Below are 26145 nucleotides of genomic sequence, written 5' to 3'. Positions count from 1 at the left end.
TCTTCAGTGGACGATCAGCGTCCGCGCCGTCCGTTACATGGGAACCAGGAGAAAGCCCACGACTTCAGTCGTGGGAGGAGGTCAATCGGGCCGGGCGAGGACGTCGATATTGTGGGCGACGAAGACCAGCTCCTCGCGCTCGAGTTCGTTCCGTCGACGCCGGAGCCACCGCCGTCGCTCGGCGGACTCGAGTTCGCCGAACTCGGATTCGGGTTCGTCGCCCGCGAGCTCGGCGAGCGCGCCGTCGATCGTCTCGAGCAGGCTTTCGAGAAAGAGCCGTTCCGCCCCCGGATACTCCTCGTCGCGCGGTCGGACGATCCAGTCCGAGCCGCCGTCCTCGAGCACGGACCAGCCCGACTCGGGAAGCCGCCACAGCAGCTCGCTGCCGACGCGACTGCCGCCAGCCGACCGCACCGTGTCCATGTGGCGGTGGTAGCCGCGCTCGATCCCGTCATCAGCCGGGTCTCGTGGCGCGAACGCCGTTTTCCCGTCGAACGTGAGCGGCGCGTACAGCAGGCCGTCGGACGCGAGCAGCTCCTCGATCGCCGGCAACGCCCGGTCAAGCGCGACGATATCGAGGACGGCCGACGCGATCACGGCGTCGGCGTCGTCCGCGATGGCGAACCCGTCGGCGACCTCGAGTTTGACCTCGAGCCGTCGGCCGTCTGAACGGGCCACCAGCGTCGTCTCCGCTCGCCCGTCGTCGAGTCGGTCGACTGCATAACCTGCGTCCTCGAGCCAGTCGGGGACGCGCTCGCGAGCCGCCCGAACGCTCTTGGCGTCCGTATCGACCGCGCGGTAGGTGACCTCGTCCGGCAGCCGACCCCACGCCGCCAGCCGGGCGATCATCGTCCCGATTCCGGCGCCGATCTCGACGATCCGGACGGGGGCCGGGCGCGCCTCGAGCGCCGCGGTGAACCGGTCGAGGACTCGTCGGTTCAGCGCCCGGTCGTCGACGGTGCGTTTCGCGGCGAGGAAGGTCCGCTGGTCGGTCACGCGTCGGTCCCTCCGCGGTCGAAAGGAGCGGGCGTCTCGGCTCCGTCCTCGAGGACGTTCAGCAGGAACGACCGAACCGCTTTCGCCGCGTCGTCCCACCAGGGGTGGGCCGCCGCGGTCTCACGGGCTCGCTCGCCGAGCGCCGCGAGCCGCTCCCGGTCGGCCGCGAGCTCGTCGAGTAGCTCCGCAACGTGCGCCGGGGTGCCCGGATCGGCGAGAAACCCGTTCTCGCCGTCGGCGACGAACTCCCCTGCTCCCCCGTTCCGGCCTGCGACCGGGACGACGCCGTACTCCATCGCCTCGAGGTAGACCATCCCGAACGCCTCGTATCTGGAGGGGACCGCCAGCACGTGGGAACGCTCGTAGACGGACTCGAGGACGCCGTCCGGAACTCGCCCCTCGAACGCGATCCGATCGTCGATCCCGAGCGCCGCGGCCTGCTCACGCACGGCGGCCGCGTACTCGGGGTCGGCCTCGCGGCCGACGACCGTTAGCTGCCAGTCGCGATCCATCGCGGCGAGTGCCTCGATCAGCGCGTCGAGTCCCTTCCGGGGGACGAGGCTGCCGACGAACGCGATCCGGAGCTCGCCCGTCCGGGCGCGGTCGGCGACCGTCGCCCGATCGATCGGCGGCGTCTCGTGGCGACCCGCGGGGTGTGCGACCGTCGCCGGCAGGTCGACCAGCTCGCAGACCCGGTCGCGGGTGTGCCCGCTCGTACAGACGGCCGCGTCGACGGTCTCGAGGTAGCGACGCTCGCGCTGGCGGACCCGCGCTCGATCCCGGTTCGCGAGCGAGGGATCGTCGGACTGGAGGTTGTGAACGAGCGCGACGACGCGCTCGGGCGCCCCAAGGACGTCGTTGGGGGCCGCGAGGCTGTCGTAACAGAGCTCGTCCTGCAGCAGGACGTCGAACGGACGGTCGAGGTTGGCGCGGACGGCGCCGTCGGGAATCGCCGAGAGAGCGATCACCTCGACGTCGTCTCCCCGGGCCCGGAGCTCGGCGACGAGCCGTCGATCGTACCGGTATCCCCCCGAGGTCGTCTCGAGGTCGTCGGGAACGACGAGTCCGACCTCCATCTACAGGTCCCGCTCGTGGGCGACGCGGGCGACGTCGTCCTCGGCGATCTCGACGCGGAGTTCGGTTGCGCCCTCGGGCTCGAGCTCGTCGAGCAGCCGGTCGCCGAACGCACGGGCGAACCGCTCGGCGCTGGGGTTTGCGTCCTCGAACTCGGGCAAGTCGTTGAGCAGTCGGTCCCGGTAGCGGTCGGCGACGGCGTCCATCGCGGCCGTCATCGCGTCGATGTCGACGAGGTACTCGAAGCGGTTCAGCTCCGGGCCTCGGAAGGTCGCCTCGACAGTAAAGTGATGGGAGTGGGGCTCTCCCTCCGGACCCGGATCGGGGACGGTCAGGTAGTGCTGGGCGACCAGCGACCGGTCGACGGAGACGGCGTACATACGACGACCTACGAGGTGGCTCGTGTAAACTGCTGTGCCCCGACCTACCCGCGTCGCAGGGTTCTCGTCCACTCGTTTCCGCAGTCGCCACAGGTCATCGTCGCCGTCACTTCCGCTCCGTCCCGGTGTTTCTCGATCTCACCCGCCGTTCCGGACTCGCAGCTCGGACAGCTCGCTCTGATCTCTCGGTCCATACGCCGTCCTCGTGAGCCATCAGGATCAACGACAGGCTTGCATACGGATACGTTTGCGCGGAATCGAACGGAACGCTCACTCGTAGGTCAACAACACCTGGATCGTCGACCCGGGACGGTTCTCGAGGCGCTCGTAGGCCTTCGTGGCGTCCTCGAGGGGGAACTCGTGGCTGATCAGCCGGACGAGTTCGAGCTCCCGGAGTCGGTCCCAGGTCGTCTCGTGGCGGCGCCTTCGGTCCCACCGTCCCGAGAGATCGGGCGCGATCGTGCTCACCTGGCTGCTCCGAACGTCGATCCGGTTGCGGTGGAAGCGACCGCCGAGGTCGACCGTCGTCGGTTTCGTCCCGTACCACGAGCCGACGATCACCCGCCCGTCGAACCCCGTCGTCGCGATCGCGTCGTCGAGCGCGTCGGGGTTGCCCGATAGCTCGTAGGTGAGATCGGCCCGTCCGCCGGCGATCTCGGCGAATCGGTCGTCGGCGTCGCCCGCATCCGGATCGAGCGCTCGATCAGCGCCGAACGATTCCGCGAGTTCGCGCCGTCGCTCGTACCGGTCGAAGACGACGAGCTCCTCGAGGGGGAACCGAGCGAGCAGCGCCGTCGTCAGGAGGCCCACGACTCCCTGTCCGAACACGGCCACCCGCTCGCCAAGCAGCGGACGGCCGTCGAGGACGAACGTTGCCGCCGTCTCGAGGGTCGCAAAGAGCGCGGCCTCCCGCGGGGTGATCGACTCCGGGACGGCCAGTACGTCCTCGGGTCGGGCACAGAAGTGGCTCTCGTGGGGGTTGTACGCGAACACCTGGCGGTCGAGCCAGTCCCCGGAGACCCGATCGCCGACGGCGATCACGGTACCGACCGCGGCGTAGCCGTAGGAAAGCGGGTAGGAGAGATCCCCCTCGAGGGCGTCGAGCTCGGCGTCGGCTTCGAGATCGGCGGGCGCTTCGCCCCGGTAGAGCAACCCCTCGGTGCCGGCGCTGATCGCCGAGACGGTCGTTCGAACCCGCAGCTCGTCGGGGTCGGGTTCGGGAACCGGTTCAGTCCTGACGGCGACCGACCGGGGAGCGACAAAGGAGAGTCCTCGCGCGTTCATTCGTCCCTCCCGGAGGCGGCGTCGACGGGGACAACCGAGTCGTCGTAGCGAGCGATCACAGTACGGAACGATTCCGCGGGCAGACACTTGGTCGTTGTCCGTGTCATCCTCGTCCGTATCCACAGACGGCGAGCCAGTCACGACAGAAGTTCGCCAGGAACGGCACCATCACCGCGGCGCCGACCGCGTAGGAGATCGTTCGGCCGGGAACCGGCGCCAGTGCGATCCAGACGGCAGCCATCGCCAGCGCGCCGAGCGGACGCCGTACCCGGCTGGGCGGGAGCTCGAGGACGGGCCGTCCGCGTCGCCGTCGCCACCACGTCCCGAGGACGAACAGGTATCGCGCCGCGCCGACCGCGAGGAAGGCCGTGGGGACGGCGTCGGCGGCGACGGCGACGACCGCGCCGACGAGGACGGCCAGCCCGTCCGTCTCGACGTCGAGCCGGGCCCCGAGCTCGGTCGTCGAGTCGGTCGCCCGCGCGAGGAGGCCGTCGATCGCGTCGAGTCCGGCCCCCAGCGCGAAGAGGATCGCCGGCGCCCACGCGATCGGGCCGGTGGGAGTCGGCGCGAGGAGGAAGCCGGCGAGGACGGCGATCGTCCCGCCGCGGACGAGGGTCACCCACGTCGCGGATGTAAGCGGCGCCGATCGGGTGCGGTCGATCGTCCGGAACAGCAGCGTTGCCTCGAGGACGAGGACGCCGGCGACGACCGCGAGAAAGCCGCTCGAGGGGCCCTCGGGCCAGACGGCCTCGAGGGTAAGGACCGCGAGGGCGGCGGTCGCGACACAGCCTGTCGTCGCCAGCCCCCACCGGGGAAGCGTCCGGCGACGTCGTCCGAGGTGGTCGGCCGTCACGGGTCGTCGTCCTCGCTGACCAGCAGGGTGACGAGCGCGACGAGCAACAGTGTCTGTGCGACCTTGTCGACCGCGCCGGCGACCGTGAGGTCGGCGAGTCCGGACGGCTCGTTGACGACGTACCAGAGGACGATCTGGGCGCCGGTGAAGGGGATCCCGACGAGATAGACGAGGCGCCGTCGGCGGTCGGCGAGGACGAGCCAGATGCCAAGCAGAAAGCCAGCGGTCGCGACCAGGAAGGCGCCACCCATCCAGTGGGGGAGAAAGGAGAGCCCGAGCGCCAGGTGGACCACGGCGGTGACCGCCGCCAGCCCGATCGCCGCCCAGTGGGTCGGCGTGAGCGACTCGCGTTCGAGATCCGCGGCGGGATCGGCCATACGGCCGGCTACCAGAGGGAGGAGCAAACGCCTTTCGCCGACGGCGCCGATCCCGCGGCTACGGGCTGGAGACACACAGGCAGGACAGTTCGACGGGTTTAAGTCCGGCATGCCACTTCGTTCAACAGAGACAGGCCTAGCCTGTTTCACTACCGTAGGAGCACTCCTGCGTACTACGGAGGTGAACGATGGCAGATTCGGATATCCAAACAGCAGTAACTCGCGCACTCGAGGACGCACCCGATCGGAACTTCACCGAGACGGTCGACCTCGCGATTAACCTGCGCGATCTCGACCTGAACGAACCGTCGAACCGTGTCGACGAGTCCGTCGTCCTGCCGTCCGGAACCGGCCAGGAAACGCAGATCGTCGTCATCGCCGAGGGCGAAACCGCGGTCCGCGCCGAGGAGGTCGCGGATCGGGTTCTCTCGGAGGACGACGTGGCCGATCTGGACGACGACGAGGCCAAAGACCTCGCCGACGAGACTCAGTTCTTCATCGCCGAGGAGGCGATGATGCAAGATATCGCCCGGTATCTCGGTACCATCCTCGGTCCCCGAGGGAAGATGCCGGACCCGCTCAGTCCCGACGACGACGTCGTCGAGACGGTCAACCGACTCAAAAACACCGTGCAGATCCGCTCCCGGGACCGCCGCACGTTCCACACGCGCGTCGGCGCCGAGGATATGGACGCCGAGGACATCGCCGAGAACATCGACGTGATCCTCCGGCGCCTGCACGCCGACCTCGAGAAGGGCCCCCAGAACATCGACACCGTCTACGTGAAGACGACGATGGGCCCGTCCGTGGAGGTGGCCTGAGATGAGCGCAGAGGCCGAACGCAAGACCCAGAACCTTCCCCAGTGGAAGAAAGAGGAAGTCGATGAACTCGCCGAGCTCATCGAGAGCTACGAGAGCGTCGGGATCGTCGGCATCGCCGGCATTCCGAGCAAGCAGCTCCAGGACATGCGCCGGGACCTGCACGGCACCGCCGAGCTGCGCGTGAGCCGCAACACCCTGCAGGTTCGTGCGCTCGAGGACGCCGGCCTCGGCGACCTCGTCGAGCACGTCGAGGGACAGGTCGGACTCGTCGGAACGAACGACAACCCGTTCGCGCTCTACAAGGAGCTCGAGGCGTCGAAGACCCCCGCCCCGATCAACGAGGGCGAGGTCGCGCCCAACGACATCGTGATCCCCGAAGGGGACACGGGCGTCGATCCGGGGCCGTTCGTCGGCGAACTCCAGAGCGTCGGCGCCAACGCCCGGATCGAGGACGGTTCGATCCAGGTCATGGAGGACTCGACGGTCCTCGAGGCCGGCGAGGAGGTTTCCGCCGACCTCTCGAACGTCCTCAACGAGCTGGGGATCGAGCCCAAGGAAGTCGGGCTCGATCTGCGGGCCGTCGTGGCCGAGGGAACGCTGTTCGACCCCGAGGACCTCGACATCGACGTCGACGCCTACGAGAGCGACATCGCGACCGCGGCCGCGCGGGCCCGGAACCTCTCGATCAACGCGACGTTCCCGACCGCGTCGACGGCGCCGACCCTCATCGCGAAGGCCACGGGCGAGGCCAAGAGCCTCGGCCTGCAGGCCGCGATCGAGGACGAGGCGCTCATGCCCGACCTCGTCAGCAAGGCCGACGCGCAGCTGCGCGCGCTCGCGGCCCAGATCGACGACGAGGAGGCCCTGCCCGAGGAGCTGCAGGGCGTCGAAGCGCCAGCCGCGCAGGCTGACGCCGACGACGAGGGCGAGGAGGAATCGACAGACGACCAGGAAGCCGAGGCCGACGAGGCCGACACCGACGACGATGACGATGACGACGAGGACGGCGGTGGCGGCGAAGGGCTCGGCGCGATGTTCGGATAACCAACTTCGAGGTATACGACAATGGAATACGTTTACGCTGCACTCATCCTGAACGAAACGGGCGAAGAGATCACCGAAGACAACCTGACCGACGTACTCGACGCTGCGGGCGTCGACGTCGAGGAGTCCCGCGTCAAGGCCTTGGTCGCCGCGCTCGAGGACGTCGACATCGACGAAGCCGTCGACGAGGCTGCTGCCGTCCCCGCTGCGGGAGGCGCCGCCGCTGGCGCCGCCGCGGCCGACGAGGGCGCAGCTGACGAGGACGCCGACGAGGCCGACGAGGCCGACGCGGCCGAGGAAGACGATGACGACGACGACGAGGACGAGGAGGCCGGTGGCGAGGGCCTCGGCGAGCTCTTCGGCTAAGTCGCGACGCGACGATTCAGCGAACCCGATATTTTTTCGCGCCCACACCGACAGCGGTAGCGCTGCAGTTCGAACTGGTCTGAGAGTTTAAGTCCGAAGCCACGGCCAACGTCGGTGATGATCGAGCTCGTCGGGGACCCCGGGCTGGCGCTTCGCCTGCTCGCCTGGGTGCTCGCGGGCTCGGTGCTTGGCACGCTGAGCGGGCTCGTCCCCGGCCTGCACGCCAACAACTTCGCGCTGTTGCTCGCGGGAGTCGCCCCTGCGATCCCCGGCCCGCCGCTGTTCGTCGGCGCGGGGATGCTCGCGGCCGGCGTTGTTCACACCTTCCTGAACGCCGTGCCCGCGATGGCGCTTGGCGTTCCAGACGCCGAGATGGCCGTCACCGCACTGCCGGGCCACCGGATGGTGCTTGCGGGGCGGGGGTACGAGGCGATCCGCCTCTCGGCGCTGGGAAGCCTGCTCGCCGTGCTGATTGCGATCCCGCTTGCGGTCCCCATCACCCGCGGGGTGACCGCCGTCTACCCGACGATCAGGAGCAACCTCTCGCTCGTGCTGGCGCTGATCGTGGTCGCGCTGATCGCCTCCGAGCGGGGCTGGCGCGGCAAGGCCGGTGGAACGCTCGCCTTCGGCCTCGCGGCCGCGCTCGGGGCGGTGGCGCTCGATCTCTCCCCGGAGGCCCCGCTCGAGGCCGGCGGGATGCTCGCGCCGATCTTCGCGGGGCTGTTCGGCGCGCCGGTGTTGATCGACGCGATCCGGGGCGGCGGGATCCCCTCCCAGGAGGACGCGGCGCTCGCGTTGCCCCGCTGGCTGGTCGGGGCGACAGCCGTCGCCGGCGCCCTCGCGGGAGCAGTGGTCGGCTACCTGCCGGGGATCTCGGCGGCGATCGCCGCCGTCGCGGCGCTCGTGTTCATTCCCGGCGACGCGGGCGATCGGGGCTACATCGTCGCCACCAGCGGGGTCGACACCGCCAACACCATTTTCGCGCTGTTCGCCCTGCTCGCGATCGGCCAGCCCCGGACCGGCGTGATGGTCGCCTTCGAGAGCGTGAACGCGCCCCTCGAGATCCCGATCCTGCTGTCGGCGATCCTTCTGGCCGGCGTCATCGGCTTCGTGGTCGTGATCGTCGCCGGCGACGCCTACCTCGAACTAGTCGGCCGAACGGCCTACTGGAAGATCTCGACGGCCGTCCTCGGCGGGCTGGTCGTCCTCTCCTTTCTGTTCGCGGGGGCCGTCGGCGTCGGCGTCTTCGTCGCCGCGGCCGCGATCGGGATGGTGCCCGTTCGGCTGCGGGCCAGGCGCGTCCACCTGATGGGCGTGCTGATCGGGCCGCTCATGCTCGGCCTCTAGGCTCCGCTTGTCCGAGATTTATCCCGCCGCGACCCGAACGGGCGCACGATGACACTCGACAGATACGCTGACGCGATCGCCGACCTCGAGCCCGACGAGGGTGAGGTCGAAACGGCGGAGCTGGTCGTCGAGGACGACGTGCTGGTCAAGGCCTTCGCGCTCGGTCCGGGCGCGACCCTCGAGCCCCACGAACACGGCGACAGCACGAACGTCTTCCACGTCCTCGAGGGGACGGTGACAGTCCTGCAGGACGACGACCGGGAGTCGATCGAGGCGCCGGGCGTCGTGCTCAACGAGCGGGGCGTCGAACACGGCGCGGAGAACGAGACCGACGAGACGGTGATCTTCACCGCGAGTCTCTGCCCGCTGCCGTCCTGAGCGGTCGCTGCGGGCCATCGGAATCGACTTCGAGCGGTCGTCGATACCGATAGCTGTCGGCCGTGAGTCACCAAAAACGAAGTACCGTTTCCCGCCGCAGAACTGCGACGGAGCAACGAGACTAGTTGCGGACGACGTTCGTCGCGCGGGGGCCCTTGGGAGCCTGTTCGATGTCGAATTCGATCTCTTCACCCTCTTCGAGGTCCGGGCCGCCGACGTCTTCCATGTGGAAGAACACGTCATCGTCCGCGTCGTCCGTCGAGATGAAACCGTAGCCGCCTGTATCGTTGAAGAAGTCAACGTTACCTTTCGCCATTACAAACAAACGTATGTCCGGTCAGGGGATAAGGGTTCCGAGAGTCGTGGTACCACGACCGTCGCCGGGGCGATCGGTCAGTTTTCGAGCAGCGATTCGACGTACTTCGTGACGTGGTCGTCCATCCGTCGCTTGTAGCCGGCCTGGCGGGCGAGCCGATCGAGTTCGCGAGCGACGAGGCTGCCGTACTGGACCGCCTTCTTGTCCCGCGTCGCGACCTCCTCGGGGAGGGAGTCGGCCGCGACCCGTCGGAACCCGCGCTTGCGGACGTCCTCGTCGGCCAGCAGTTCGTCGGGCAGCCGGAGTGCAGCGTCGACGACGTCGTCGTGCAAGAGCGGCGCCACGGACTCGAGCCCGGTCGCCTCGATCGCACGGACGTCGCGGGGCAGCTGTTCGGGCAGGCTTCGAATCTGTTCGCGGACCGCCCCGCGGGTCGTCTCGGCCTCGACGCGGTGGTCGAGCCGGACGACCTTCTCGTAGCCCCCGAACAGCTCGTCGGCGCCCTGGCCGACCGCCAGCGCGTCGAAGCCGTCCGTGGCGACGCGCTCGCCGACCAGGTACAGCGGGAGCGCGATCTGGACGTCCATTGCGTTCGTCCGCCCGATCGCGCGAGCGACCTCGGGGACCGCCCGTTCGAGGTCCGCGGGCTCGAGCTCGAGGACGCGAAGCTCGCGGCCCATCGCGTCGGCAGCGGTCCGGGCGGCCGCGAGGTCGTGGCTGTCCGGGAAGCCAACGGCGTAGATCGGCGCGTCGAGGGCCTCGGCGAGCAGCGCCGAGTCGACGCCGCCGGAGAACGCGACCGCGAGGTCACGGTCCGCGCGTCGGACGCGCTCGGTCGCCGTTCGGATCGCGCGATCGAGCCCGGCGAGAGCCGTCTCGTGGTCGGGTTCGGGCGTCGGCTCCGGAAGGGGCCAGACCTGCCGGGGCTCCGTACCGGGGGCGCCGACCGAACCCGCAGGGAAGAGGACGGCGTCCTCGAGCGGGCCGGGCGCAAAGTCCCAGTCGTCGCCGTCGCGCTCGACGAACAGCGGAACCCGCCCCAGCGAGTCACGGACGAGTCGGCCGTCGAGGACGCCCGCGAAGCCGGCGGTTCCCGGGAGCGAGTCCTCGGCCTCGAGGGCCTCACGAACGGTCTCGGGGTCGGTACCGCGAAGTGTCATCGGAACAGCCCCACCACCGTACTTCTGACGCGTCGCGTAACGCCGCCACCGAACTGGCGGAAGCTGATGTGCCACGGTGTTCGTTTCCCCTCGACCGACGTCCGTCCCTCGCGGATCGCCTCGAGGATCGCCTCGGCCGAGCGCTCGTCGGCGTCGACGCGGGTGATCGCCTGCCCGACCATCTCGCTGATGTGGGCGTCGCTGCCCGCCGTCATCGGAAGGTCGTGCTCGCGGGCGAAGCGCTCGGCCTGGCGGTTGGCCCGCCCGGTCAGCAGACGGGAGTTGTAGACTTCGATCGCGTCGCCCTCCGCGAGCGCCTCGAGAGAGATTCTGGCGGTGACGCCGTGGCGCGACTGCTGGAACGGGTGGGGAATCACCGCCAGTCCGCCCTGCTCGCGGATCCGCTCGAGGGTCGTCTCGTAGGACAGCCCCGGCGGGACCGCCTCCTCGATCCCCAGCCCGAGGACGTGGCCGGCCGTGCTCGAGATCTCGATCGCCGGGATGCCGACCAGGCCGTACTCGGGGGCGCGCTCGGCGGCCTCGAGGCTCGCGTCGATCTCGTCGTGGTCCGTGACCGCGATCGCGTCGAGGCCGACGGCTTCGGCCTGTTCTAAGATGAGCTCGACGGAGTCGCGGCCGTCGTAGGACAGCGACGAGTGGGCGTGGAGTTCGACCGACAGCACGTCCTCGTCTTTCGCGCGATCGGTCAAAAACACCCCGATCGCGGGGCGAGCGCCGTCGCTCGTCGGTGGGGCGACGAAAGAACGTCGGTGGAGGGGACGCGTCAGCGGGGACGCGAACTCGTCGTAACTCCGGGCGCTCCAATATAGTCAAATCCTGTATAAGTATTTTTCTAAAAACAGACCGACCGGCACGCCCCGAATTCGTAAACGCAAGCGCAAACGTGTTCGGAAACGGTTCAGGTTCCGTCCGACGCGTACAGTATGAGAACAGACTGCGGTATCCACGAGCGTGCATATAGAAACCCATATACTCCCCGGCTTTCATCACCTAGGTGAATGAGCCTTGCCGATTCGGACCGCGAACTCGTCGTCGAGGAGCTCGGTCGGGAGCCGACGCCGGCCGAGGCGGCGCTGTTCGAGAACCTCTGGAGCGAGCACTGCGCGTACCGCTCCTCGCGGCCGCTGCTCTCGGCCTTTTCCAGCGAGGGCGAGCAGGTCGTCGTCGGACCCGGGGACGACGCGGCCGTCGTCGCGCTGCCGGACCAGGAGACGGGCGAGAACAGCGGGACCTACGTGACGATGGGGATCGAGAGCCACAACCACCCCTCCTACGTCGACCCGTTCGACGGCGCCGCGACCGGCGTGGGCGGGATCGTCCGGGACACGCTCTCGATGGGCGCCTACCCGATCGCGCTCGCCGACTCGCTGTACTTCGGGAGCTTCGACCGCGAACACTCGAAGTACCTGCTGGAGGGCGTCGTCGAGGGGATCAGCCACTACGGCAACTGCATCGGCGTCCCCACCGTCGCGGGGAGCGCCGACTTCCACCCCGACTACGAGGGGAACCCGCTGGTGAACGTCGCCTGTGTCGGACTCACCGACGAGGATCGCCTCGTCACCGCCGTAGCCCAGGAGCCGGGCAACAAGCTCGTCCTCGTGGGCAACGCCACGGGACGGGACGGGCTGGGCGGCGCGAGCTTCGCCAGCGAGGACTTGGCGGAGGACGCAGAAACCGAGGACCGACCCGCGGTCCAGGTCGGCGACCCCTACGCGGAGAAGCTGCTGATCGAGGCCAACGAAGTCCTCGTCGACGAGGGACTCCTCGAGTCGGCCCGCGACCTCGGCGCCGCCGGGCTGGGTGGGGCCTCGAGCGAACTGGTCGCCAAGGGCGGACTCGGCGCTCACATCGAACTCGAGCGGGTCCACCAGCGAGAGCCGAACATGAACGCCCTGGAGATCCTGCTCGCGGAGTCCCAGGAGCGGATGTGTTACGAGGTCACGCCGGAGAACGTCGACCGCGTCCGCGAGATCGCGGAACGGTTCGATCTGGGGTGTTCGATCATCGGCGAGGTCACCGACGGGAGCTATACCTGCACCTTCGAGGGGGAGACCGTCGTCGACGTCGACGCCGAGTTCCTCGGCGAGGGGGCACCGATGAACGACCTTCCCGCCACGGAGCCCGACACACCCGAGACCGACCTGCCCGAAGTCCCCCTCGAAACTGCTCTCGAGACGGTCCTCTCGAGCCCGAACACCGCCTCGAAGCGCTGGATCTACCGCCAGTACGACCACGAGGTCGGCGTTCGAACGAGCGTCGGCCCGGGCGACGACGCCGCGATCGTCGCGGTTCGCGAGGCCGACACGGGCGTCGCGATCTCGTCGGGCGCCGCGCCGAACTGGACGAGCACCGCACCCTACGAGGGCGCCCGCGCGGTTGCCCTCGAGAACGCGACCAACGTCGCGGCCAAGGGCGCGACCCCCCTCGCAGCGGTCGACTGTCTCAACGGCGGCAACCCCGAGAAGCCCGACGTCTACGGCGGGTTCCGGGGTATCGTCGACGGGCTCGCGGAGATGTGCGAGACGCTCTCGACACCGGTCGTCGGCGGGAACGTCTCGCTGTACAACGACTCGGTCGCGGGCCCGATCCCGCCGACGCCGACGCTCGCGGTGGTCGGCACGAAGGCGGGGTACGACGCGCCCCCGCTGTCGGTCGAACCCGAGGGCGAGCTGGTGCTTGTCGGCGACCGCGTCCTCGCGTCGGGCGAGGCCCGGCTCGGCGGCTCCGAGTATCTCGCGCGGTTCGACGGGAGCGACCGGTTCCCCGCCCTGCCCGAGGAGCCGGCCGCCCTGATCGAGACGCTGGCGGCGGTCGCGGACGACGATTCGACGCTTGCGGTCCACGACGTCAGCCACGGCGGGCTGGCGGTGTCGCTGGCCGAGATGGTCACCGGGGACGCGGGACTGGCGGTGTCGCTTCCCGGCGACGATCCGGCAGGCGAACTGTTCCACGAGCAGCCGGGTCGTGCGCTGATCCAGACCGACGACCCCGAGGCCGTTCGCGAGGCGTTCGAGGACGTCGCACCCGTCGTCTCCCTCGGACGCGCGACCGACGACGGCCGTCTCACGATCGACGTCGGCGATGAGCACCTCGCGGTCGACGCGGCGACGATCGGCGACTGGCGGGCGACGATCGAGCGCGGACTGGACTGAACGCCACACCGCGCCCAGTAGGTTGATATACGCTCGCGTGGAATCCCCCACGAACCGATCGTTCCGGAACGGCCCAACATGGATAGCGACACTGCGTCCGTACTGCTCGTCGAGGACGAGCCCGACCTCGCCGAGCTGTACGCCTCCTGGCTCGAGGACGCTTACCACGTCGAGACCGTCCGTGACGTGGCGACGGCGCGTGCGGTCGACGATCGGGTCGACGTCGTCGTCGTCGACGGACGGCCCGACGGCGGCGCTGCCGAGCTGAACGACGTCGGTGGCGACCGAGACGCGGTTCCGACCGTGGTCGTAACCGGGACCGAACCGGACACACCCGACGCGGCAGTCGACGACTACCTTCTCAAACCGGTGTCGCGGACGGAGCTGCGAGCCAGCGTCGAGACCCAGCTCCTGCGGCGACGATACAGCGAACAGCTCGAGACGTACTTCGAGCTCGCCTCGAAGAGGGCGACCCTCAGCAGGCGGCTCAGCGAGGCGGAGCTCCGGTCGAGCCAGGAGTACGCCGAACTCGAGGATCGGATCGCCGTGCTCCGGACGAAGATCGACGAGACCCGGACCCGGCTGCTCGATCAGGACGAGCACCAACAGCTCTACTGGGAGGTTTCGGTCGCCTCCGATTCCGTCAACTAACCCGTTCGAGGGTCGCCAGCTCCCGGATCTCGATCCGGATTCGACCCTGCCCGTCGCGTTCGATCACCGGCCGCCAGTCGTGGGCTCGCGCGATCGCCCGCAGGACCGTGAGGTCGGTCTCCTCGTGGTCGATGTCCGCACGACCCACGCCGGGAACGGCCCCAGCCTCCCGAACGAACAGCCCGGGCTCGCCGTCCTCGAGCGGACCGACCTCGACGTCGACGTCGCCGTCGGCTCGCGTGGCGATCCCGTCGAGCGCGGACTCGAGAAGGTGGCAAAACCGATCCCGATCGGCCCGGAGCCTCGCCCCGTCGAGGAGACGGACCGCGTCCGGATCGAGTCCGGACGCCGATCGGGCGTCCTCGAGCGCGGTCGCGAGATCGATCCTCGAGCGAGCCCCGACCGCCCCGGCGTCGCGGGCGAGTTCCCGGATATCGTCGACGAGCCGGTCGGTCCGCTCGAGGGTCGTCTCCACCTCGCGTTCGGACAGGGAGTGCTCCCGTGCGTCCTCGTCCGCGAGGACGTCCGCGACCCGCTCGAACTGGCACTGGAGCTCCCCCGACAGAAGCCGCGCGATCTCCGCTAACCGTTCGGTCTGGCGCTCGATCCGTTCGGTTCGCTCCCGGAGCGTCTGCTCACGTTCGGTCCGATCGAGCGCGGCGCGGGTGTTCTCGACGAGCGTCGAGAGCAACTCGACGTCGGTCTCGTCGAACGCCTCCGGCTCGAACGACCCGGTCATGAGCACGCCGTGGGTGCCGATCGGCGCGATGATCTCCGACCCAAGGGGTGTATCGGGGTTGTACGGGTCGTCGGCGCTCCGGAGGTCGTCGATCCGCTCGATCTCGCCGGCCTCGAAGACGTCCCAGACGATTCCCTCGCCCGGCCCGAACCGGGGGAAGCCGCCGAACTCGTCGTAGGCCTCGGCGGTGCCGGCGACGGGTTCGAGGTAGCCCTGCTCCTCCTCGAGCAGCCAGACGCCGCTGATCGGCAGTCCGAGCAGGTCGCTGCCGGCGTGGACGGCGACCGCACAGATCTCCTCGGGATCGTCGGACTCGAGGAGCCATCGGGTCACCTCGTGGAGCGACTCGACGACCCGTTCGTACTCGCGGCGGTCGGTGACGTCCCTGACGACGGCCGCGACCGAGGCCGTCCCGTCCCTGATCGGCACGAGCCGGAGCTCGCCGACGCGCTCGCTCCCGTCGCCGTCGGTGACCGGAAGGTCGAACCGGCGATTTCGGGCCAGTCCAGACTCGACGTCGCCGATCCCTCGACGGATCGCCTCGAGGTCGTCGTCGGCGACGCCGGCCAGCGCCGCGAGGACGTCGACGTCCTCGCCGACGAGCTCCGCGCGGTCGGCGCCGAGAAACGACGTCATTGCCTCGTTGATTCCGACGATGCGTCGGTTGCCGTCGATCGTGACGACCCCGTCGTCGATCGCCTCGAGGACGGCCGCACGGCGGTCGACGTTTCGTTCCCGGTCGTCGAGTTCGAGAACGAACGCCGAGAGGCCGTCCTCGACCGGGTAGGCGCGCAGCTCGAACCGCGCGTCGCGCTCGTGGTGGTACAGCTCGAAGGTCGCCGGAAGATCGTCCTCGACGACGCGGTAGAACGCCGCGGGGAACTGCCCCTCGAGGATGTCGGGGACCGCCTCCTCGACGTGCTCGCCCAGGACGCCCTCGCGGTCGGCGTCGAACAGCGACGCGGCCGCGTCGTTGAGATAGGTAACCCGGAGCCGATCGTCGAGTGCGAAGACGCCGTCGGCGATTCGATCGACGAACGGGATCGACCGAACCGTCACGCTCGAGTCCTCCGAGTTCGTCCTCGCGGGCCGTCGCGGCCCGTCCTCGTTCGCTCCCCGTGCATCGATTCGGATAGACGTTGGGCGGACGCCCATTTGAGTGCCGTGGCCGCACGTGCCACCCTGCCGGTTAGAGCGGAACGTCGGTGCCGAGCTCCGTCTCGCGGGCCCGGTCGTAGACGAACGCCGCAGTCGCGGCGTCTAACACCGCCGAGCCGACGCTCGCGACCACGACGATCTCGGCTGACGACTCCCGGTCGAACTCGCCGGCCAGAACGCCGCCGAGGGGGACCAGCTCCCGATCGTCGTGCTCGCGCAGATCGCCCGTCTCGGCGGCCTCCTCGGGGACGTCCGCGACGATCGTCGCCGCGCGGTCGATCGTCGTCGCGTCGAGCTCGCGCATCTCGGGCGTGTAGGCCCCGACCGCGACGACGAGCGTTCCCTCGGCCAGCGCCTCGCCCGGGAACACCGGTTCGGTGCTCGTCGTCGCCGTCACGACGACCGACGACGCCGAGACGGCCTCGCGAGGCGTCTCGACCGCGGTCGCCGGAACGCCGAGTTCGTCCTCGAGGTCGGCGGCGCAGTCGACCTTCGAGTCGCTGGGCGAGTAGACCCGGATCGCCTCGAGTCGCGAGCCCACCGCGGCCGCGATCGCCCGGGTCTGCCAGCGAGCCTGCGTGCCCGCGCCGATCACGCCGAGTTCGATCGACCCCTCGGCTGCCAGCTCGCGGGCCGCGAGCCCGCCGATACAGCCAGTGCGGGCGCTGGTGATCCGGTTTGCGGCCATGTAGGAGCGAGGTTGCCCGGTCTTGGCGTCGACGAGCGCGAGCTGGGCCGTGACCGTCGGCAGCCCGCGGTCGGGGTTGTCCGGACAGACGGTCGCCAGCTTCGTCGTGACGTACGGCTCGCCGTGCAGGTAGGCGGGCATACACAGCCCCGTTCCGGTCGACTCCGTCGGTGCGTCGGGATCGAGCCCCGTTCCGATCGGGTAGTGGGGACGCTCCGGGCGCTCGACCTCGCCCGCGTACTGTTTCTCGAAGGCCTCGCCGAGGGCCGGCAGGAGGGCCTCGAGTTCGAGCACCGACGCTACCTCCGACTCGGAGAGCACGCGTACCATACTCCGACTATCGTCGGGCCCCCACTTCAGTGACGCGAGCGCGGGAAACGACTGTATTCCGGGCCCCCGAAGGGAGGGTATGCACACCGTCATCGTCGGCGGCGGGATCGTCGGCACCGCGATCGCCGCCCGCCTCGGCTCGACTGACCACGAGATCACCGTCCTCGAACGATCCGAAATCGGCCGGGAGACGACCGCCGCCTCCGCGGGACTGCTGATGCGGACCGTCGTCGATCCCGAGCCGTTCGATCTCCGGTTCCGGAAACGGGCCCGCGAGCGCTACCGCGAGCTCCGCGAGGACGGCCTCGAGACCGATCGGATCGGTATCGTCTACGTCGCCGAAAGCGAGGCCTTCGCCGACCGCCTCGCGGACTCCGCCGTTGCGCTTCGCGAGGACGGGATCGAGGCCTCCGTCCTCGAGCCCGACGAACTCGTCGGGCTGGGGATCGAACCCGACGGCCTCGCGGGCGGGCTCTACACGCCCGAGGACCGAGTCTGCGATCCCGCGGTCGCGGCGAGGCTGTTCGCCGACCGCGCGCGGACGGCGGGCGTCGACGTCCGGACTGGCGTGTCAGTTACGGACGTCGAGACCCGCGACGGCGCCGTTACGGCCGTCGAGACGAGCGAGGGCCGGCTCGCGGCCGATCGGGTGATCAACGCGGCCGGACCGTGGGCGCCACAGTTGAACGAGGCCGTCGGGATCGAGCTACCGCTGTGTCACACCCGCGGGCCGATGCTCGCGGTCGAGACGGGCGAGCCCCTCGAGGGACCGACGGCGATCTTCGAGTCCAAGCGGTACGTCCGGCCCACCGAGACCGGCGCCTGGCTCGGCGCCTACCGGACCGACTACGTCGAGGGACAGCGCTACGACCTCGCGGACCGATCGGTCTCCGCGTCGTTTCGCGACTCCGCACGGGAACTCGAGGACGTCGTCCTCGCCCTCGAGGACGCGACGGTCGTCGACGACTGGGTCGGCTACCGGACCGTCACCCCCGACGGCCGCCCGCTGGTCGGCGAGACCACCGTTGAGGGCTACCTCGTCGCGGTCGGATTGAGCGGCCAGGGAATCACGCTGGCGCCCGCAGTCGCCGACGTCATCGGGGGTGACGTCGACCCCGAGTACCGGCGTCGGCTCTCGCCGACCAGGTTTCGGGGCTGACGACGAACGCTTATCCCGACCCGTGCCAACGTATCCCGTATGCGCATCGTCGTCATCGGTGGCGGGATCGTGGGGCTCGCGAGCGCGCTCGAACTCGCCGAACGCGGGGTCGACGTCGTCGTCTGCGAGAAGGGCTCGGTCGGGAACGGGAGCACGGAGCGGTCCGCGGGTGGGATCCGCGCGCAGTTCTCGACGCCGACGAACGTCGAGCTCTCGCTCGCGAGCATGGCCGTCTGGAGCGAGTTCGAGGACCGGTTCGGGACCGACGTCGACTACCGGACGAACGGCTACCTGTTTCTCGCGCGCACCGCCGAGACCGCCGCGGCCCTGGAGACGGCCGTCGAGATGCAGAACGAACGGGGAGTGCCAAGCGAACTGCTCGAGCCCGAGGACGCCCGCGAACGCTGTCCGGGGATCGACCCCGACAGGTTCGTCGCGGCGACGTACGCCCCGACCGACGGCTTCGCGGACCCCCACCTCGCCCTGCAGGGCTACGCCCGCGCGGCCGCCGACGCGGGCGTCGATATCAGGACGGAGACGCCCGTTACGGACATCATATGCGAGGACGGGGACGGCCGCGTCGTCGGCGTCGAGACGCCCGACGGTCCCCTCGAGGCCGAGTACGTCGTCAACGCCGCGGGGCCGTGGGCGCGTCGGGTCGCCGCGATGGCCGACGTCGACTTACCGATCGCGCCCAAGCGCCGCCAGATGGTCGTCGTCGATCCCGAGACGTCAGTCCCCGAAACCGACCCGCTGACGGTCGACCTCGAGACGGGCACCTACTTCCGACCCGAGCGCGACGGCGAGGCGCTGGTCGGGGGCCACCTCGGCGACGCGGACCCGGACCGGGATCCCGACGGCTACGACCGCGGGATCGACTTCGGCTGGGCCGCCGACGTCCTCGAGACCGCATCCGAGTGGGCGACCTACTTCGGACCCGACTCCCGGATCAAACGGGGGTGGGCGGGGCTGTACGCCGTCACCCCCGACGACAACGCCGTCCTCGAGGAGACGGTCCCCGGCCTGATCACGGCCGCGGGCTTTTCGGGCCACGGCTTCCAGCACGCCCCCGCGACGGGGCGGATCGTCGCCGAACTGATCGTCGACGGGACGTCCTCGCTGGTCGACGTCGGGGCGCTCTCGAGCGACCGGTTCGGGACCGAACGCGAGCGCGTCGAGCGAAACGTCGTCTAAGCGTCGAGGGGACGAACGGTGTGCGCTGGGACGCGATTCGCCGTTTGCTCCGGAAAGCACTTGCACTCGTATCATACTGCTTTTATCATGCTCGGTGATACGGTTGCTACCGGCGGTTACAGCGGAATGCAGGCGGTAGGGATGGGCGTCGCCGTCCTGGCGATCGTCGGCACGTTCGTCCTGTCGCTTCTGGGGCTCTCAGGTGGCGCCCTCGGTGCCTCGTTCATCCTTCTCTGGACGGGCCTGATGGTGCTGGCGTGGCCGTTGTTCAAGAAGACCCATCCCCGAGACGGCTCGACTGCCCGGGAGTAGCGCCAGTACGCTTCCACTGCAGCCAACGACCTCGCCTAACCAACATCGCCCGGTGAAAACCGACCTCCCACACTGTCTCGACGGCTCCGTTCTGTCGGCCGAATTCTTTTCCGCGTACTTCGAATACCAACGTCTATGAGTTCGGCTCCCCCTCCGAACGAGGTCCTCGACGTGTTCGATACGCTTGGACCCCACGGAACGCCGTTTACGACACCGGAGGTAGCCGACGAGTTCGACTGTACTCGTCGAACGATTTCCGAGAGGCTCGAGGTCCTCGCCGGGGACGGCGTGCTCCGGACGAAGAAGGTCGGTACCGGAGGGCGCGTCTGGTGGCGTCCCGTCTCCGACGACCGCGGGAGGGCCGAGAACGACCGCTCGAACGCGGATTCGCAGTCATCCCGCGTCGAGCAGCCGCCTCCGTTTCACTCAGACGGAGAGATGGCCGAACGCATCCGGCAGTTCGAGTGGGCCGAGACACCGCTTGGTCCGATAGCCGACTGGCCGTCTCAGCTCCGGATCGCAGTCGATATCATGCTCGGCGCGAACGAGGCGATCGGAATCTACTGGGGAGACGACCGCAGGTTGCTGTACAACGATGCCGCTCTCGAGCAACTCGGCGAGAACCACCCCGACGCGCTCGGACGACCCGCCCGAGACGTGTTTCCGGAAGCCTGGGAGACGCTCGAGCCGATCTACGACGGCGTTATGGCTGGCGATGGGTCCGCTCGGAAAGCGGAGTTCTCCCTCCCGCTCGAACGCAACGGGGAGCCGGAGGACAGCTGGTGGGACGTGACGTTCAATCCGATTCCGGACGGAGACGACTCGGTTGGTGGCCTGTTCACGATCTCGTTCGAGGTCACGGATCGGGTACGGGCCAAACGGGAACTCCGCGAAAGCAAGCGACGCTATCGACGGCTCTTCGAATCGATCAACGAAGGGTTCTGCATCGTCGACGTGATTTTCGAGGACGAAGTGCCAGTCGATTACCGCGTCGTCGAAGCCAACGAGACGTTCGAGACGTTCACTGGACTGGAAAATCCCGACGGACGGACGGTCAACGAGATGGGTGCGGAGCTCGAGCGCTACTGGTACGAGCGCTACGGGCAAGTCGCCCGCACCGGCGAGTCGATGCGGTTCGAAGAGTACGTCGAAGCGTGGGGGAAGTGGTTCGACGTCTTCGCGTTCCCCGTCGGTGACGAAGCCAGCAACGAGGTGGCTATTCTCTTCGACGATATCACCGAGCACAAGCGGGCCGAGGAGAACCTCCGGAAGAGCAAGGAGCGGTTCCGCGCGCTGGTCACCGCGAGCTCTGAGGTTGTGTACCGTATGAGTCCCGATTGGAGCGAGATGCACGAGCTCGAGGGTAAAGCGTTCCTCGCCGATACGGACGAGTCGACCAGCGACTGGCTCGATAAGTACATTCATCCGGACGAACAGCCGCGAGTCCTGGCGGCTATCGATGAAGCGATCCGGACGAAGAGCACGTTCGAGCTGGAACACCGGGTGGAACGGGAGGACGGAAGCACGGGCTGGACGTTCTCGCGTGCAGTACCGATGCTGGACGAGGACGGCGAGATCGAGGAGTGGATCGGCATGGCCAGTGACATCACCGAGCGGAAGCGACGCGAGCGAGCGCTCGAGAAGTCGGAACGACGGTATCGGGCGCTCGCCGAGAACTTCCCTGACGGTGCGGTCGGGATGTACGACCACGACCTCCGGTACACCCTGACCGAGGGGAGCGTCCTGGGCGAGACCTTACCGAGCGCCGACCGCCTGGAGGACAACCGGATGCCGGAGCTGTTTCCCGAGGACACGGTCGCGGACCTCGAACCGGTGTTTCGGGCCGCCGTCGAGGACGGTGAAACCGGGAAGACGACGACCGAGTTCGGCGGGCGGAACTGGCGGGTGTGGGCGGTACCGCTGTGCGATCCTGACGGCGATATCTTCGCCGGGCTGAGCTTCGCCCAGGACATCACCGAACAGGTCGCCCGAGAGCAACGCCTCGAGGAGGTAGTCGACCGACTCGAAGAATCGAACGACCGTCTCGAACAGTTCGCGTACGCGGCCTCCCACGATCTGCAAGAGCCCCTTCGGATGGTTATCAGCTACCTCAGGCTCCTCGAGAACCGGTACGCCGACGCTTTCGACGAGGACGGCGAGGAGTTCCTCGGGTACGCGGTCGACGGCGCCGAGCGGATGCGCGAGATGATCGACGCCCTGCTGGCGTACTCGCGGATCGACACACAGGGCGAGCCGTTCGAACCTGTCGACCTGAACGCCGTTCTCGAGGACGTGGTCGCGGATCTCCAGGTCCAGATCGAGGAGCACGGTGCCGACGTGACGATCGAGGAGTTGCCCCGTGTCGAGGGCGACGCCAGCCAGCTCCGGCAGCTGTTCCAGAACCTGCTCGACAACGCAATCACTTACAGCGGGGACGAGGCGCCGCGGGTTCACGTCGGCGCCACCCGGCGCGGCGACGAACGGGTGATCTCGGTCGAGGACGAGGGTATCGGGATCGAGCCGGAGGACCAGGACCGCATCTTCACGGTGTTCGACCGGCTCCACAGTCACGACACGTACGAGGGGACGGGAATCGGGCTCGCGCTCTGTCAGCGCATCGTCGAGCGCCACGGGGGCGAGATCTGGGTCGAGTCCGAACCCGACGAGGGATCGACGTTCTCGGTGACGCTGCCGTCGACCGAGACGTGACCTCGGTGCGGTCCTAGAAGTGGTGGCCGAGGTAGACGTCGGTCTCGGGGTAGACGTCCTCGAGGACGGCCACCGTCTCGGCGTCGGCCGCGAGCCGATCCGCGTACGCGAGGGCGCTCGCCGAGCGGGCGCCGACGGCGAGCTGCGAGAGCGCGCCGATATCGAGGACGGCGTCGGGCTCGCCGTCGCCGTCGCTCCGTTCGCAGGTCGCCGTTCCGTCGGTCGCCTCGAGGACGAACCGGTCGTCGTTCCAGTCGGCCAGCGGGTCCTCGACCTCGAGCGTTAGCGCCGCGTCGCCCTCGCCCGACGTCAGCGCGGGAAGCCCTTCGATAACGTCGACGAGCCGGACCATCGGGCCGTTCTCGACGGTCGTCTTGATCTCGTCGGGCTCGAGCGCGAGCTCCCGGACGGGGACCGCCTCGGAGACCTGCAGCTCCACGCGGGCGACCTGCGAGTCGTGGTCGGCACAGAAGGCAAACAGTGCGAGTAGCGCCTCGCGGTCGACCGCCGCCAGCTCCGAGACGCGCATCGTTCGGTCCCCGTCCTCGCGTTCGATCCGGTAGACGAGATAGCCCGCGGGCTTGCCGTCCCGTTCGTAAACGTAGACGAACGGGTCGGCGTCGTGGCCCGCAAAGATCCGGTGGCGCCACCACTCCTCGTCGCGTTCGATCGCCAACCCCGCCGCGGCGGCGTCGTAGACCGGCTCGAGGACGTCGTACTCGTCGGCCGCGAGAGGACGGAACGAACCCTCCTCGACGCCCCTGGCAAACGAGAGGACGTCGGGCTCGAGCGCGTGGGTGAGGATTCGGTTGGCGGTGTCCCAGCCGTACTGCCGGTAGAACCGGTACTGGAACGGCCAGAGGATCGAGAGGCGGTCGCCCCGATCGCGGTACTCCGCGAGCGAGCCCGCCAGGAGCTCGCGGACGTTGCCCTCGCGGCGGTACTCCGGGGGCGTCGCGACCGACGCCAGCCCGGCGACGGGGTGGGCGTCGCCGCGGACGCGGGCCGCGAGCCAGTAGTGCCGACAGACGGCGCGGGGTCGCTCCTCGCCCTCGGCGACGATCCCGCGGCGGGCCCCTCGCGTCGATCGTGGGTCCTCGTGTTCGTCGGGGTCGTAGGGCGGGACGCCCCCCTCGGGTCTGAACGCGTAGCTGCGGTACTCGTGGAAGCGCTCCCGCTCGTCCGGGATCGGACGGTAGTCGGCCATACGAACGACCGCGTCGGCGGCGGAAAAGAAGGTTCTGGAGCGCGCTCAGACGGTGTTCTCGACGAACGTCTCGATTCGGGCCAGAGCCTTCCGGAGGTCCTCGAGCCCCGTCGCGTAGGAGATCCGCAGGTGGCCCTCCCCGCCGGGTCCGAAGACGTCCCCGGGGACGACGGCGACGCCTTGCTCGCGCAACACTCCCTCGGCGAACTCCTCGGCGGTCCAGCCCTCGGGCACCTCGGGGAAACAGTAGAAGGCCCCCTTGGCCTCAAAGACGTCCATTCCGATCTCTCGGAACCGAGAGAGCACGAACCGCCGTCGACGGTCGTACTGATCGACCATGTCGCGGACGTCGTCCTCGCAGGATTCGAGGGCCTCCAGCGCGGCGTGTTGGGCGGTCGTTGGCGCCGACAGCATCGTGTACTGGTGGATCTTGTTCATCGCCCCGATCGCCTCTTCGGGTCCGAGCGCGTAGCCCAGCCGGAGCCCGGTCATCGCGTGGGCCTTCGAGAACCCGTTGAAGACGATCGTCCGCTCTCGCATTCCTGGCAGCGTCGCGATCGAGGTGTGGTCTGTGTCGTCACCGTAGGTGAGTTCGGCGTAGATCTCGTCGGAAAACACCGTCAGGTCGTGCTCGCGGGCGAACTCGGCGATCGGCTCGAGATCTGATTCGCGCATAATCGCACCCGTCGGATTGTTCGGGTAACAGAGCACGAGCGCGTCGGCCGTCTCGGCGCCGGCGTCCTCGAGGGCCTCGACCGTGAGCCGGAAGTCGTCGTCCTCGGTCGTCGGCACCGACAGCACCTCGCCGCCGGCGAAGATCACGCCGGGCTCGTAGGAGATGTAGGACGGCTGGGCGACGGCGACGGTGTCACCGGGGTCGACGAAGGCTCGAAAGGCCAGATCGACGGCCTCGCTGGCGCCGGCGGTGACGAGGATCTCCTCGCCGGGATCGTACTCGAGTGCGAATCGGTCGGCGACGTAGTCGGCGATCGCCTCGCGCAGTTCCCGGGTGCCGCGGTTGGCCGTGTAGGAGGTCCGACCCCGTTCGAGGGAGGCGATCGCGGCGTCGCGGGCCGCCCACGGCGTCGAGAAGTCGGGTTCGCCGACGCCAAGCGAGATGACGTCGTCGCGCTCCTCGGCGATCTCGAAGAAGCGCCGGATGCCCGAGGGTGGAACCTCCTGTACCCGCTCGGAGAGTTCGAACGTCATGGTGAGAACGAGAGCCGATCGTCTTCCTCGCCGTCGCCGAACTCGATCCCGTTCTCCTTGTAGGAGGTCATCACGTAGTGGGTGACCGTCTGGGTGATCTCGGGGACTGGGGCGACCTTCTCGCTGACGAACTGCGAGACCTCCCGGATCGAGTCGCCCTCGACCTCCATGTCGAAGTCGTAGTCCCCGCTGACCAGCCGCAGCGCCTTCACCTCGGGGAATCGTGCGAGGCGCTCGGCGATCTCTCCGTAGCCGGTCTCGCGGTCGAGGTGAACGTTGAGTTCGACCTCGGCCCGAACGCGCTCGTCCTCGAGTTCGTCCCAGTCGACGACGGCCTGGTACCCCCGAACCACGCCGGCTGCCTCGAGTTCCTGGATGGTCTCCTCGACCTCCTCGGCCGAGAGGTCGGTCATTCGCGCGATATCCTCGGCGGAGTAACGCGCGTTCTCACGAAGCAACTCGAGCACCTCGCGTTCGCTCATACCCCACCCAAGCGCGAGGGCGAAGTAAAGCGTTGTCCATCCCCGGTTTTTTGCGCCCGAGCGCCCGCTTCGGCCGGGGGCTCACCGGTAGTGTTTGAACAGCAGCGCCCGGACGTCGTCTTTCGTCTGGACCGACTCCGTCGAGCCGTCGGGCAGCGTCACCGTGTACCTGAAATCAGCCGCGGACGACTCCGTCCACTTCCCGTCGTGAGTCTCGAGAAGGTTCAGCATCTCGTCTAACATCTCGTCGTCGTCGGCGCCACCGTCGTCACCCGTCGTTTCCTCACCGTCGTCGGTCGGCGCTCCGGGCGTCCCCGCGAGCCCCGTTTCGGAGCTCTCCTCGACGGTCGGCTCCGGTTCCGGCGCCGAGTCGCCGTCATCGTCCTCCTCGACGGTCTCGCTCTCGTCGTCGACCGATTCGCTCTCGTCGTACGAGACCGTCTGCAGATCCGAGTCGTCCTCGAGGACGGCGTCCTCGCCGATCTCGACGTCCTCGCTCGCCGTTCCCGGTTCGAGTTCGAGTTCGTCGTGGAGGTTGTCGATCAGGAACTGCACGGCGTCGCGCTCCCGGACGTGGCCGTACTTGCCGACGACGTGGTCGCCGATCTCGTCGCGTAGCTGCTGGACGATCGCGTACTGGTCGTCGGTTACCTCGAGTGTCTTCATATATAACCAGTCATTCTGCTGGTACAAATATATTCCTGGGAATTCGACACAGAATACTACCGACCATCGAG

The 26145-nt window shown here is 68.7% G+C and carries 27 protein-coding genes; 11 read left to right on the top strand and 16 right to left on the bottom strand.

What is annotated here, in order from left to right; translation table 11 throughout:
* Positions 1 to 81 precede the first annotated feature (81 nt).
* The 7 genes from NATOC_RS07865 to NATOC_RS07840 form a co-directional block, all read right to left on the bottom strand.
* Positions 82 to 996 (bottom strand): class I SAM-dependent methyltransferase, encoded by a 915-nt coding sequence (locus tag NATOC_RS07865; protein WP_015320897.1) that lies wholly within the window; start codon positions 994 to 996, stop codon positions 82 to 84.
* Positions 993 to 2072 (bottom strand): glycosyltransferase family 4 protein, encoded by a 1080-nt coding sequence (locus tag NATOC_RS07860; protein ID WP_015320896.1) that lies wholly within the window; start codon positions 2070 to 2072, stop codon positions 993 to 995. The genes NATOC_RS07865 and NATOC_RS07860 overlap by 4 nt, the downstream gene beginning before the upstream one ends.
* Complete coding sequence (locus NATOC_RS07855) at positions 2073 to 2450, bottom strand: 6-pyruvoyl trahydropterin synthase family protein (RefSeq protein ID WP_015320895.1); 378 nt, start codon at positions 2448 to 2450, stop codon at positions 2073 to 2075.
* Positions 2451 to 2494: 44 nt separating this feature from the next.
* Positions 2495 to 2644 carry a hypothetical protein gene (locus NATOC_RS22290; protein WP_015320894.1) on the bottom strand — a complete coding sequence of 50 codons (150 nt, stop codon included), beginning with the start codon at positions 2642 to 2644 and terminating at the stop codon, positions 2495 to 2497.
* A gap of 76 nt (positions 2645 to 2720) precedes the next feature.
* A complete protein-coding gene (locus NATOC_RS07850) occupies positions 2721 to 3734 on the bottom strand; it encodes a zinc-dependent alcohol dehydrogenase (RefSeq protein ID WP_015320893.1) in 1014 nt (337 codons plus the stop codon).
* Between the two features lie 103 nt (positions 3735 to 3837).
* Positions 3838 to 4587 (bottom strand): CDP-alcohol phosphatidyltransferase family protein, encoded by a 750-nt coding sequence (locus tag NATOC_RS07845; protein WP_015320892.1) that lies wholly within the window; start codon positions 4585 to 4587, stop codon positions 3838 to 3840.
* Complete coding sequence (locus tag NATOC_RS07840) at positions 4584 to 4964, bottom strand: DUF7475 family protein (protein WP_015320891.1); 381 nt, start codon at positions 4962 to 4964, stop codon at positions 4584 to 4586. Before NATOC_RS07840 ends, NATOC_RS07845 begins: the two co-directional genes overlap by 4 nt.
* A 188-nt stretch (positions 4965 to 5152) precedes the next feature.
* On the opposite strand from NATOC_RS07840, the gene NATOC_RS07835 reads away from it, so the two are divergent.
* The 5 genes from NATOC_RS07835 to NATOC_RS07815 all read left to right on the top strand — a co-directional run bounded on the left by NATOC_RS07835 (position 5153) and on the right by NATOC_RS07815 (position 8921).
* Positions 5153 to 5785, top strand: a complete 633-nt coding sequence (locus tag NATOC_RS07835) for a 50S ribosomal protein L1 (protein ID WP_015320890.1) — start codon at positions 5153 to 5155, stop codon at positions 5783 to 5785.
* Between the two features lies 1 nt (position 5786).
* Positions 5787 to 6830 (top strand): 50S ribosomal protein L10, encoded by a 1044-nt coding sequence (locus NATOC_RS07830; protein WP_015320889.1) that lies wholly within the window; start codon positions 5787 to 5789, stop codon positions 6828 to 6830.
* Between the two features lie 21 nt (positions 6831 to 6851).
* The gene (gene rpl12p / locus NATOC_RS07825; RefSeq protein WP_015320888.1) at positions 6852 to 7196 is read left to right on the top strand and encodes a 50S ribosomal protein P1; all 345 of its coding nucleotides are present in this window, start codon (positions 6852 to 6854) and stop codon (positions 7194 to 7196) included.
* Between the two features lie 117 nt (positions 7197 to 7313).
* Positions 7314 to 8543: a tripartite tricarboxylate transporter permease gene (locus NATOC_RS07820; protein ID WP_015320887.1), complete on the top strand. Its 1230-nt coding sequence runs from the start codon at positions 7314 to 7316 to the stop codon at positions 8541 to 8543.
* Positions 8544 to 8591: 48 nt separating this feature from the next.
* The gene (locus tag NATOC_RS07815; protein WP_015320886.1) at positions 8592 to 8921 is read left to right on the top strand and encodes a cupin domain-containing protein; all 330 of its coding nucleotides are present in this window, start codon (positions 8592 to 8594) and stop codon (positions 8919 to 8921) included.
* Between the two features lie 121 nt (positions 8922 to 9042).
* On the opposite strand, the gene NATOC_RS07810 is transcribed toward NATOC_RS07815, so the two are convergent.
* The 3 genes from NATOC_RS07810 to NATOC_RS07800 form a co-directional block, all read right to left on the bottom strand.
* Positions 9043 to 9237 carry a cold-shock protein gene (locus NATOC_RS07810; RefSeq protein WP_008425784.1) on the bottom strand — a complete coding sequence of 65 codons (195 nt, stop codon included), beginning with the start codon at positions 9235 to 9237 and terminating at the stop codon, positions 9043 to 9045.
* A gap of 77 nt (positions 9238 to 9314) precedes the next feature.
* On the bottom strand, positions 9315 to 10397 hold the full coding sequence (locus NATOC_RS07805; protein WP_015320885.1) for an asparagine synthase C-terminal domain-containing protein: 1083 nt from the start codon (positions 10395 to 10397) through the stop codon (positions 9315 to 9317).
* Positions 10394 to 11080, bottom strand: a complete 687-nt coding sequence (locus tag NATOC_RS07800; RefSeq protein WP_049888904.1) for a PHP domain-containing protein — start codon at positions 11078 to 11080, stop codon at positions 10394 to 10396. Before NATOC_RS07800 ends, NATOC_RS07805 begins: the two co-directional genes overlap by 4 nt.
* Positions 11081 to 11416: 336 nt before the next feature.
* Between NATOC_RS07800 and purL the strand changes: the two genes are divergently transcribed.
* A complete protein-coding gene (gene purL, locus NATOC_RS07795) occupies positions 11417 to 13570 on the top strand; it encodes a phosphoribosylformylglycinamidine synthase subunit PurL (RefSeq protein ID WP_015320883.1) in 2154 nt (717 codons plus the stop codon).
* 78 nt (positions 13571 to 13648) lie between these two features.
* Positions 13649 to 14221 carry a HalX domain-containing protein gene (locus NATOC_RS07790; protein ID WP_015320882.1) on the top strand — a complete coding sequence of 191 codons (573 nt, stop codon included), beginning with the start codon at positions 13649 to 13651 and terminating at the stop codon, positions 14219 to 14221.
* Here the strand turns inward: NATOC_RS07790 and NATOC_RS07785 are convergent.
* The gene (locus tag NATOC_RS07785) at positions 14214 to 16115 is read right to left on the bottom strand and encodes a PAS domain-containing protein (RefSeq protein ID WP_015320881.1); all 1902 of its coding nucleotides are present in this window, start codon (positions 16113 to 16115) and stop codon (positions 14214 to 14216) included. The genes NATOC_RS07790 and NATOC_RS07785 overlap by 8 nt on opposite strands.
* Before the next feature lie 34 nt (positions 16116 to 16149).
* Positions 16150 to 17136 (bottom strand): ornithine cyclodeaminase family protein, encoded by a 987-nt coding sequence (locus NATOC_RS07780; protein ID WP_015320880.1) that lies wholly within the window; start codon positions 17134 to 17136, stop codon positions 16150 to 16152.
* 79 nt (positions 17137 to 17215) lie between these two features.
* Between NATOC_RS07780 and NATOC_RS07775 the strand changes: the two genes are divergently transcribed.
* The 4 genes from NATOC_RS07775 to NATOC_RS22690 all read left to right on the top strand — a co-directional run bounded on the left by NATOC_RS07775 (position 17216) and on the right by NATOC_RS22690 (position 22510).
* Positions 17216 to 18295 carry an NAD(P)/FAD-dependent oxidoreductase gene (locus NATOC_RS07775; protein ID WP_015320879.1) on the top strand — a complete coding sequence of 360 codons (1080 nt, stop codon included), beginning with the start codon at positions 17216 to 17218 and terminating at the stop codon, positions 18293 to 18295.
* Positions 18296 to 18334: 39 nt separating this feature from the next.
* Positions 18335 to 19489: an NAD(P)/FAD-dependent oxidoreductase gene (locus NATOC_RS07770; RefSeq protein ID WP_015320878.1), complete on the top strand. Its 1155-nt coding sequence runs from the start codon at positions 18335 to 18337 to the stop codon at positions 19487 to 19489.
* An 87-nt stretch (positions 19490 to 19576) separates the two neighbouring features.
* Positions 19577 to 19801 (top strand): hypothetical protein, encoded by a 225-nt coding sequence (locus tag NATOC_RS07765; protein ID WP_015320877.1) that lies wholly within the window; start codon positions 19577 to 19579, stop codon positions 19799 to 19801.
* Between the two features lie 135 nt (positions 19802 to 19936).
* Entirely contained in the window at positions 19937 to 22510 is a 2574-nt protein-coding gene (locus tag NATOC_RS22690) for a PAS domain-containing sensor histidine kinase (RefSeq protein ID WP_015320876.1), read from the top strand.
* Between the two features lie 13 nt (positions 22511 to 22523).
* On the opposite strand, the gene NATOC_RS07755 is transcribed toward NATOC_RS22690, so the two are convergent.
* The 4 genes from NATOC_RS07755 to NATOC_RS07740 form a co-directional block, all read right to left on the bottom strand.
* A complete protein-coding gene (locus NATOC_RS07755; protein ID WP_015320875.1) occupies positions 22524 to 23717 on the bottom strand; it encodes a GNAT family N-acetyltransferase in 1194 nt (397 codons plus the stop codon).
* 45 nt (positions 23718 to 23762) lie between these two features.
* Positions 23763 to 24926 carry a pyridoxal phosphate-dependent aminotransferase gene (locus NATOC_RS07750; protein WP_015320874.1) on the bottom strand — a complete coding sequence of 388 codons (1164 nt, stop codon included), beginning with the start codon at positions 24924 to 24926 and terminating at the stop codon, positions 23763 to 23765.
* Positions 24923 to 25408 carry an Lrp/AsnC family transcriptional regulator gene (locus tag NATOC_RS07745; RefSeq protein ID WP_015320873.1) on the bottom strand — a complete coding sequence of 162 codons (486 nt, stop codon included), beginning with the start codon at positions 25406 to 25408 and terminating at the stop codon, positions 24923 to 24925. Before NATOC_RS07745 ends, NATOC_RS07750 begins: the two co-directional genes overlap by 4 nt.
* 81 nt (positions 25409 to 25489) lie before the next feature.
* The gene (locus NATOC_RS07740) at positions 25490 to 26074 is read right to left on the bottom strand and encodes a hypothetical protein (RefSeq protein ID WP_015320872.1); all 585 of its coding nucleotides are present in this window, start codon (positions 26072 to 26074) and stop codon (positions 25490 to 25492) included.
* Positions 26075 to 26145 lie beyond the last annotated feature (71 nt).

Origin of the sequence: Natronococcus occultus SP4, assembly GCF_000328685.1 — an archaeon.
In the GTDB taxonomy this organism is placed as follows: Archaea; Halobacteriota; Halobacteria; order Halobacteriales; family Natrialbaceae; genus Natronococcus; species Natronococcus occultus.
The sequence above is the reverse complement of the archived record's forward strand: the minus strand, read 5'-3'. Positions and strand labels throughout refer to the sequence as shown.

Coding starts and splice junctions, on each gene's coding strand:
- purL (WP_015320883.1), top strand. CDS start 11,417: ATGAGCCTTGCCGATTCGGACCGCGAACTCGTCGTCGAGGAGCTCGGT.
- rpl12p (WP_015320888.1), top strand. CDS start 6,852: ATGGAATACGTTTACGCTGCACTCATCCTGAACGAAACGGGCGAAGAG.
- NATOC_RS07770 (WP_015320878.1), top strand. CDS start 18,335: ATGCGCATCGTCGTCATCGGTGGCGGGATCGTGGGGCTCGCGAGCGCG.
- NATOC_RS07850 (WP_015320893.1), bottom strand. CDS start 3,734: ATGAACGCGCGAGGACTCTCCTTTGTCGCTCCCCGGTCGGTCGCCGTC.
- NATOC_RS07790 (WP_015320882.1), top strand. CDS start 13,649: ATGGATAGCGACACTGCGTCCGTACTGCTCGTCGAGGACGAGCCCGAC.
- NATOC_RS07805 (WP_015320885.1), bottom strand. CDS start 10,397: ATGACACTTCGCGGTACCGACCCCGAGACCGTTCGTGAGGCCCTCGAG.
- NATOC_RS07830 (WP_015320889.1), top strand. CDS start 5,787: ATGAGCGCAGAGGCCGAACGCAAGACCCAGAACCTTCCCCAGTGGAAG.
- NATOC_RS07810 (WP_008425784.1), bottom strand. CDS start 9,237: ATGGCGAAAGGTAACGTTGACTTCTTCAACGATACAGGCGGCTACGGT.
- NATOC_RS07755 (WP_015320875.1), bottom strand. CDS start 23,717: ATGGCCGACTACCGTCCGATCCCGGACGAGCGGGAGCGCTTCCACGAG.
- NATOC_RS07785 (WP_015320881.1), bottom strand. CDS start 16,115: ATGGGCGTCCGCCCAACGTCTATCCGAATCGATGCACGGGGAGCGAAC.
- NATOC_RS07855 (WP_015320895.1), bottom strand. CDS start 2,450: ATGTACGCCGTCTCCGTCGACCGGTCGCTGGTCGCCCAGCACTACCTG.
- NATOC_RS07835 (WP_015320890.1), top strand. CDS start 5,153: ATGGCAGATTCGGATATCCAAACAGCAGTAACTCGCGCACTCGAGGAC.
- NATOC_RS22690 (WP_015320876.1), top strand. CDS start 19,937: ATGAGTTCGGCTCCCCCTCCGAACGAGGTCCTCGACGTGTTCGATACG.
- NATOC_RS07820 (WP_015320887.1), top strand. CDS start 7,314: ATGATCGAGCTCGTCGGGGACCCCGGGCTGGCGCTTCGCCTGCTCGCC.
- NATOC_RS07750 (WP_015320874.1), bottom strand. CDS start 24,926: ATGACGTTCGAACTCTCCGAGCGGGTACAGGAGGTTCCACCCTCGGGC.
- NATOC_RS07740 (WP_015320872.1), bottom strand. CDS start 26,074: ATGAAGACACTCGAGGTAACCGACGACCAGTACGCGATCGTCCAGCAG.
- NATOC_RS07840 (WP_015320891.1), bottom strand. CDS start 4,964: ATGGCCGATCCCGCCGCGGATCTCGAACGCGAGTCGCTCACGCCGACC.
- NATOC_RS07775 (WP_015320879.1), top strand. CDS start 17,216: ATGCACACCGTCATCGTCGGCGGCGGGATCGTCGGCACCGCGATCGCC.
- NATOC_RS07815 (WP_015320886.1), top strand. CDS start 8,592: ATGACACTCGACAGATACGCTGACGCGATCGCCGACCTCGAGCCCGAC.
- NATOC_RS07745 (WP_015320873.1), bottom strand. CDS start 25,408: ATGAGCGAACGCGAGGTGCTCGAGTTGCTTCGTGAGAACGCGCGTTAC.
- NATOC_RS07765 (WP_015320877.1), top strand. CDS start 19,577: ATGCTCGGTGATACGGTTGCTACCGGCGGTTACAGCGGAATGCAGGCG.
- NATOC_RS22290 (WP_015320894.1), bottom strand. CDS start 2,644: ATGGACCGAGAGATCAGAGCGAGCTGTCCGAGCTGCGAGTCCGGAACG.
- NATOC_RS07860 (WP_015320896.1), bottom strand. CDS start 2,072: ATGGAGGTCGGACTCGTCGTTCCCGACGACCTCGAGACGACCTCGGGG.
- NATOC_RS07780 (WP_015320880.1), bottom strand. CDS start 17,136: ATGGTACGCGTGCTCTCCGAGTCGGAGGTAGCGTCGGTGCTCGAACTC.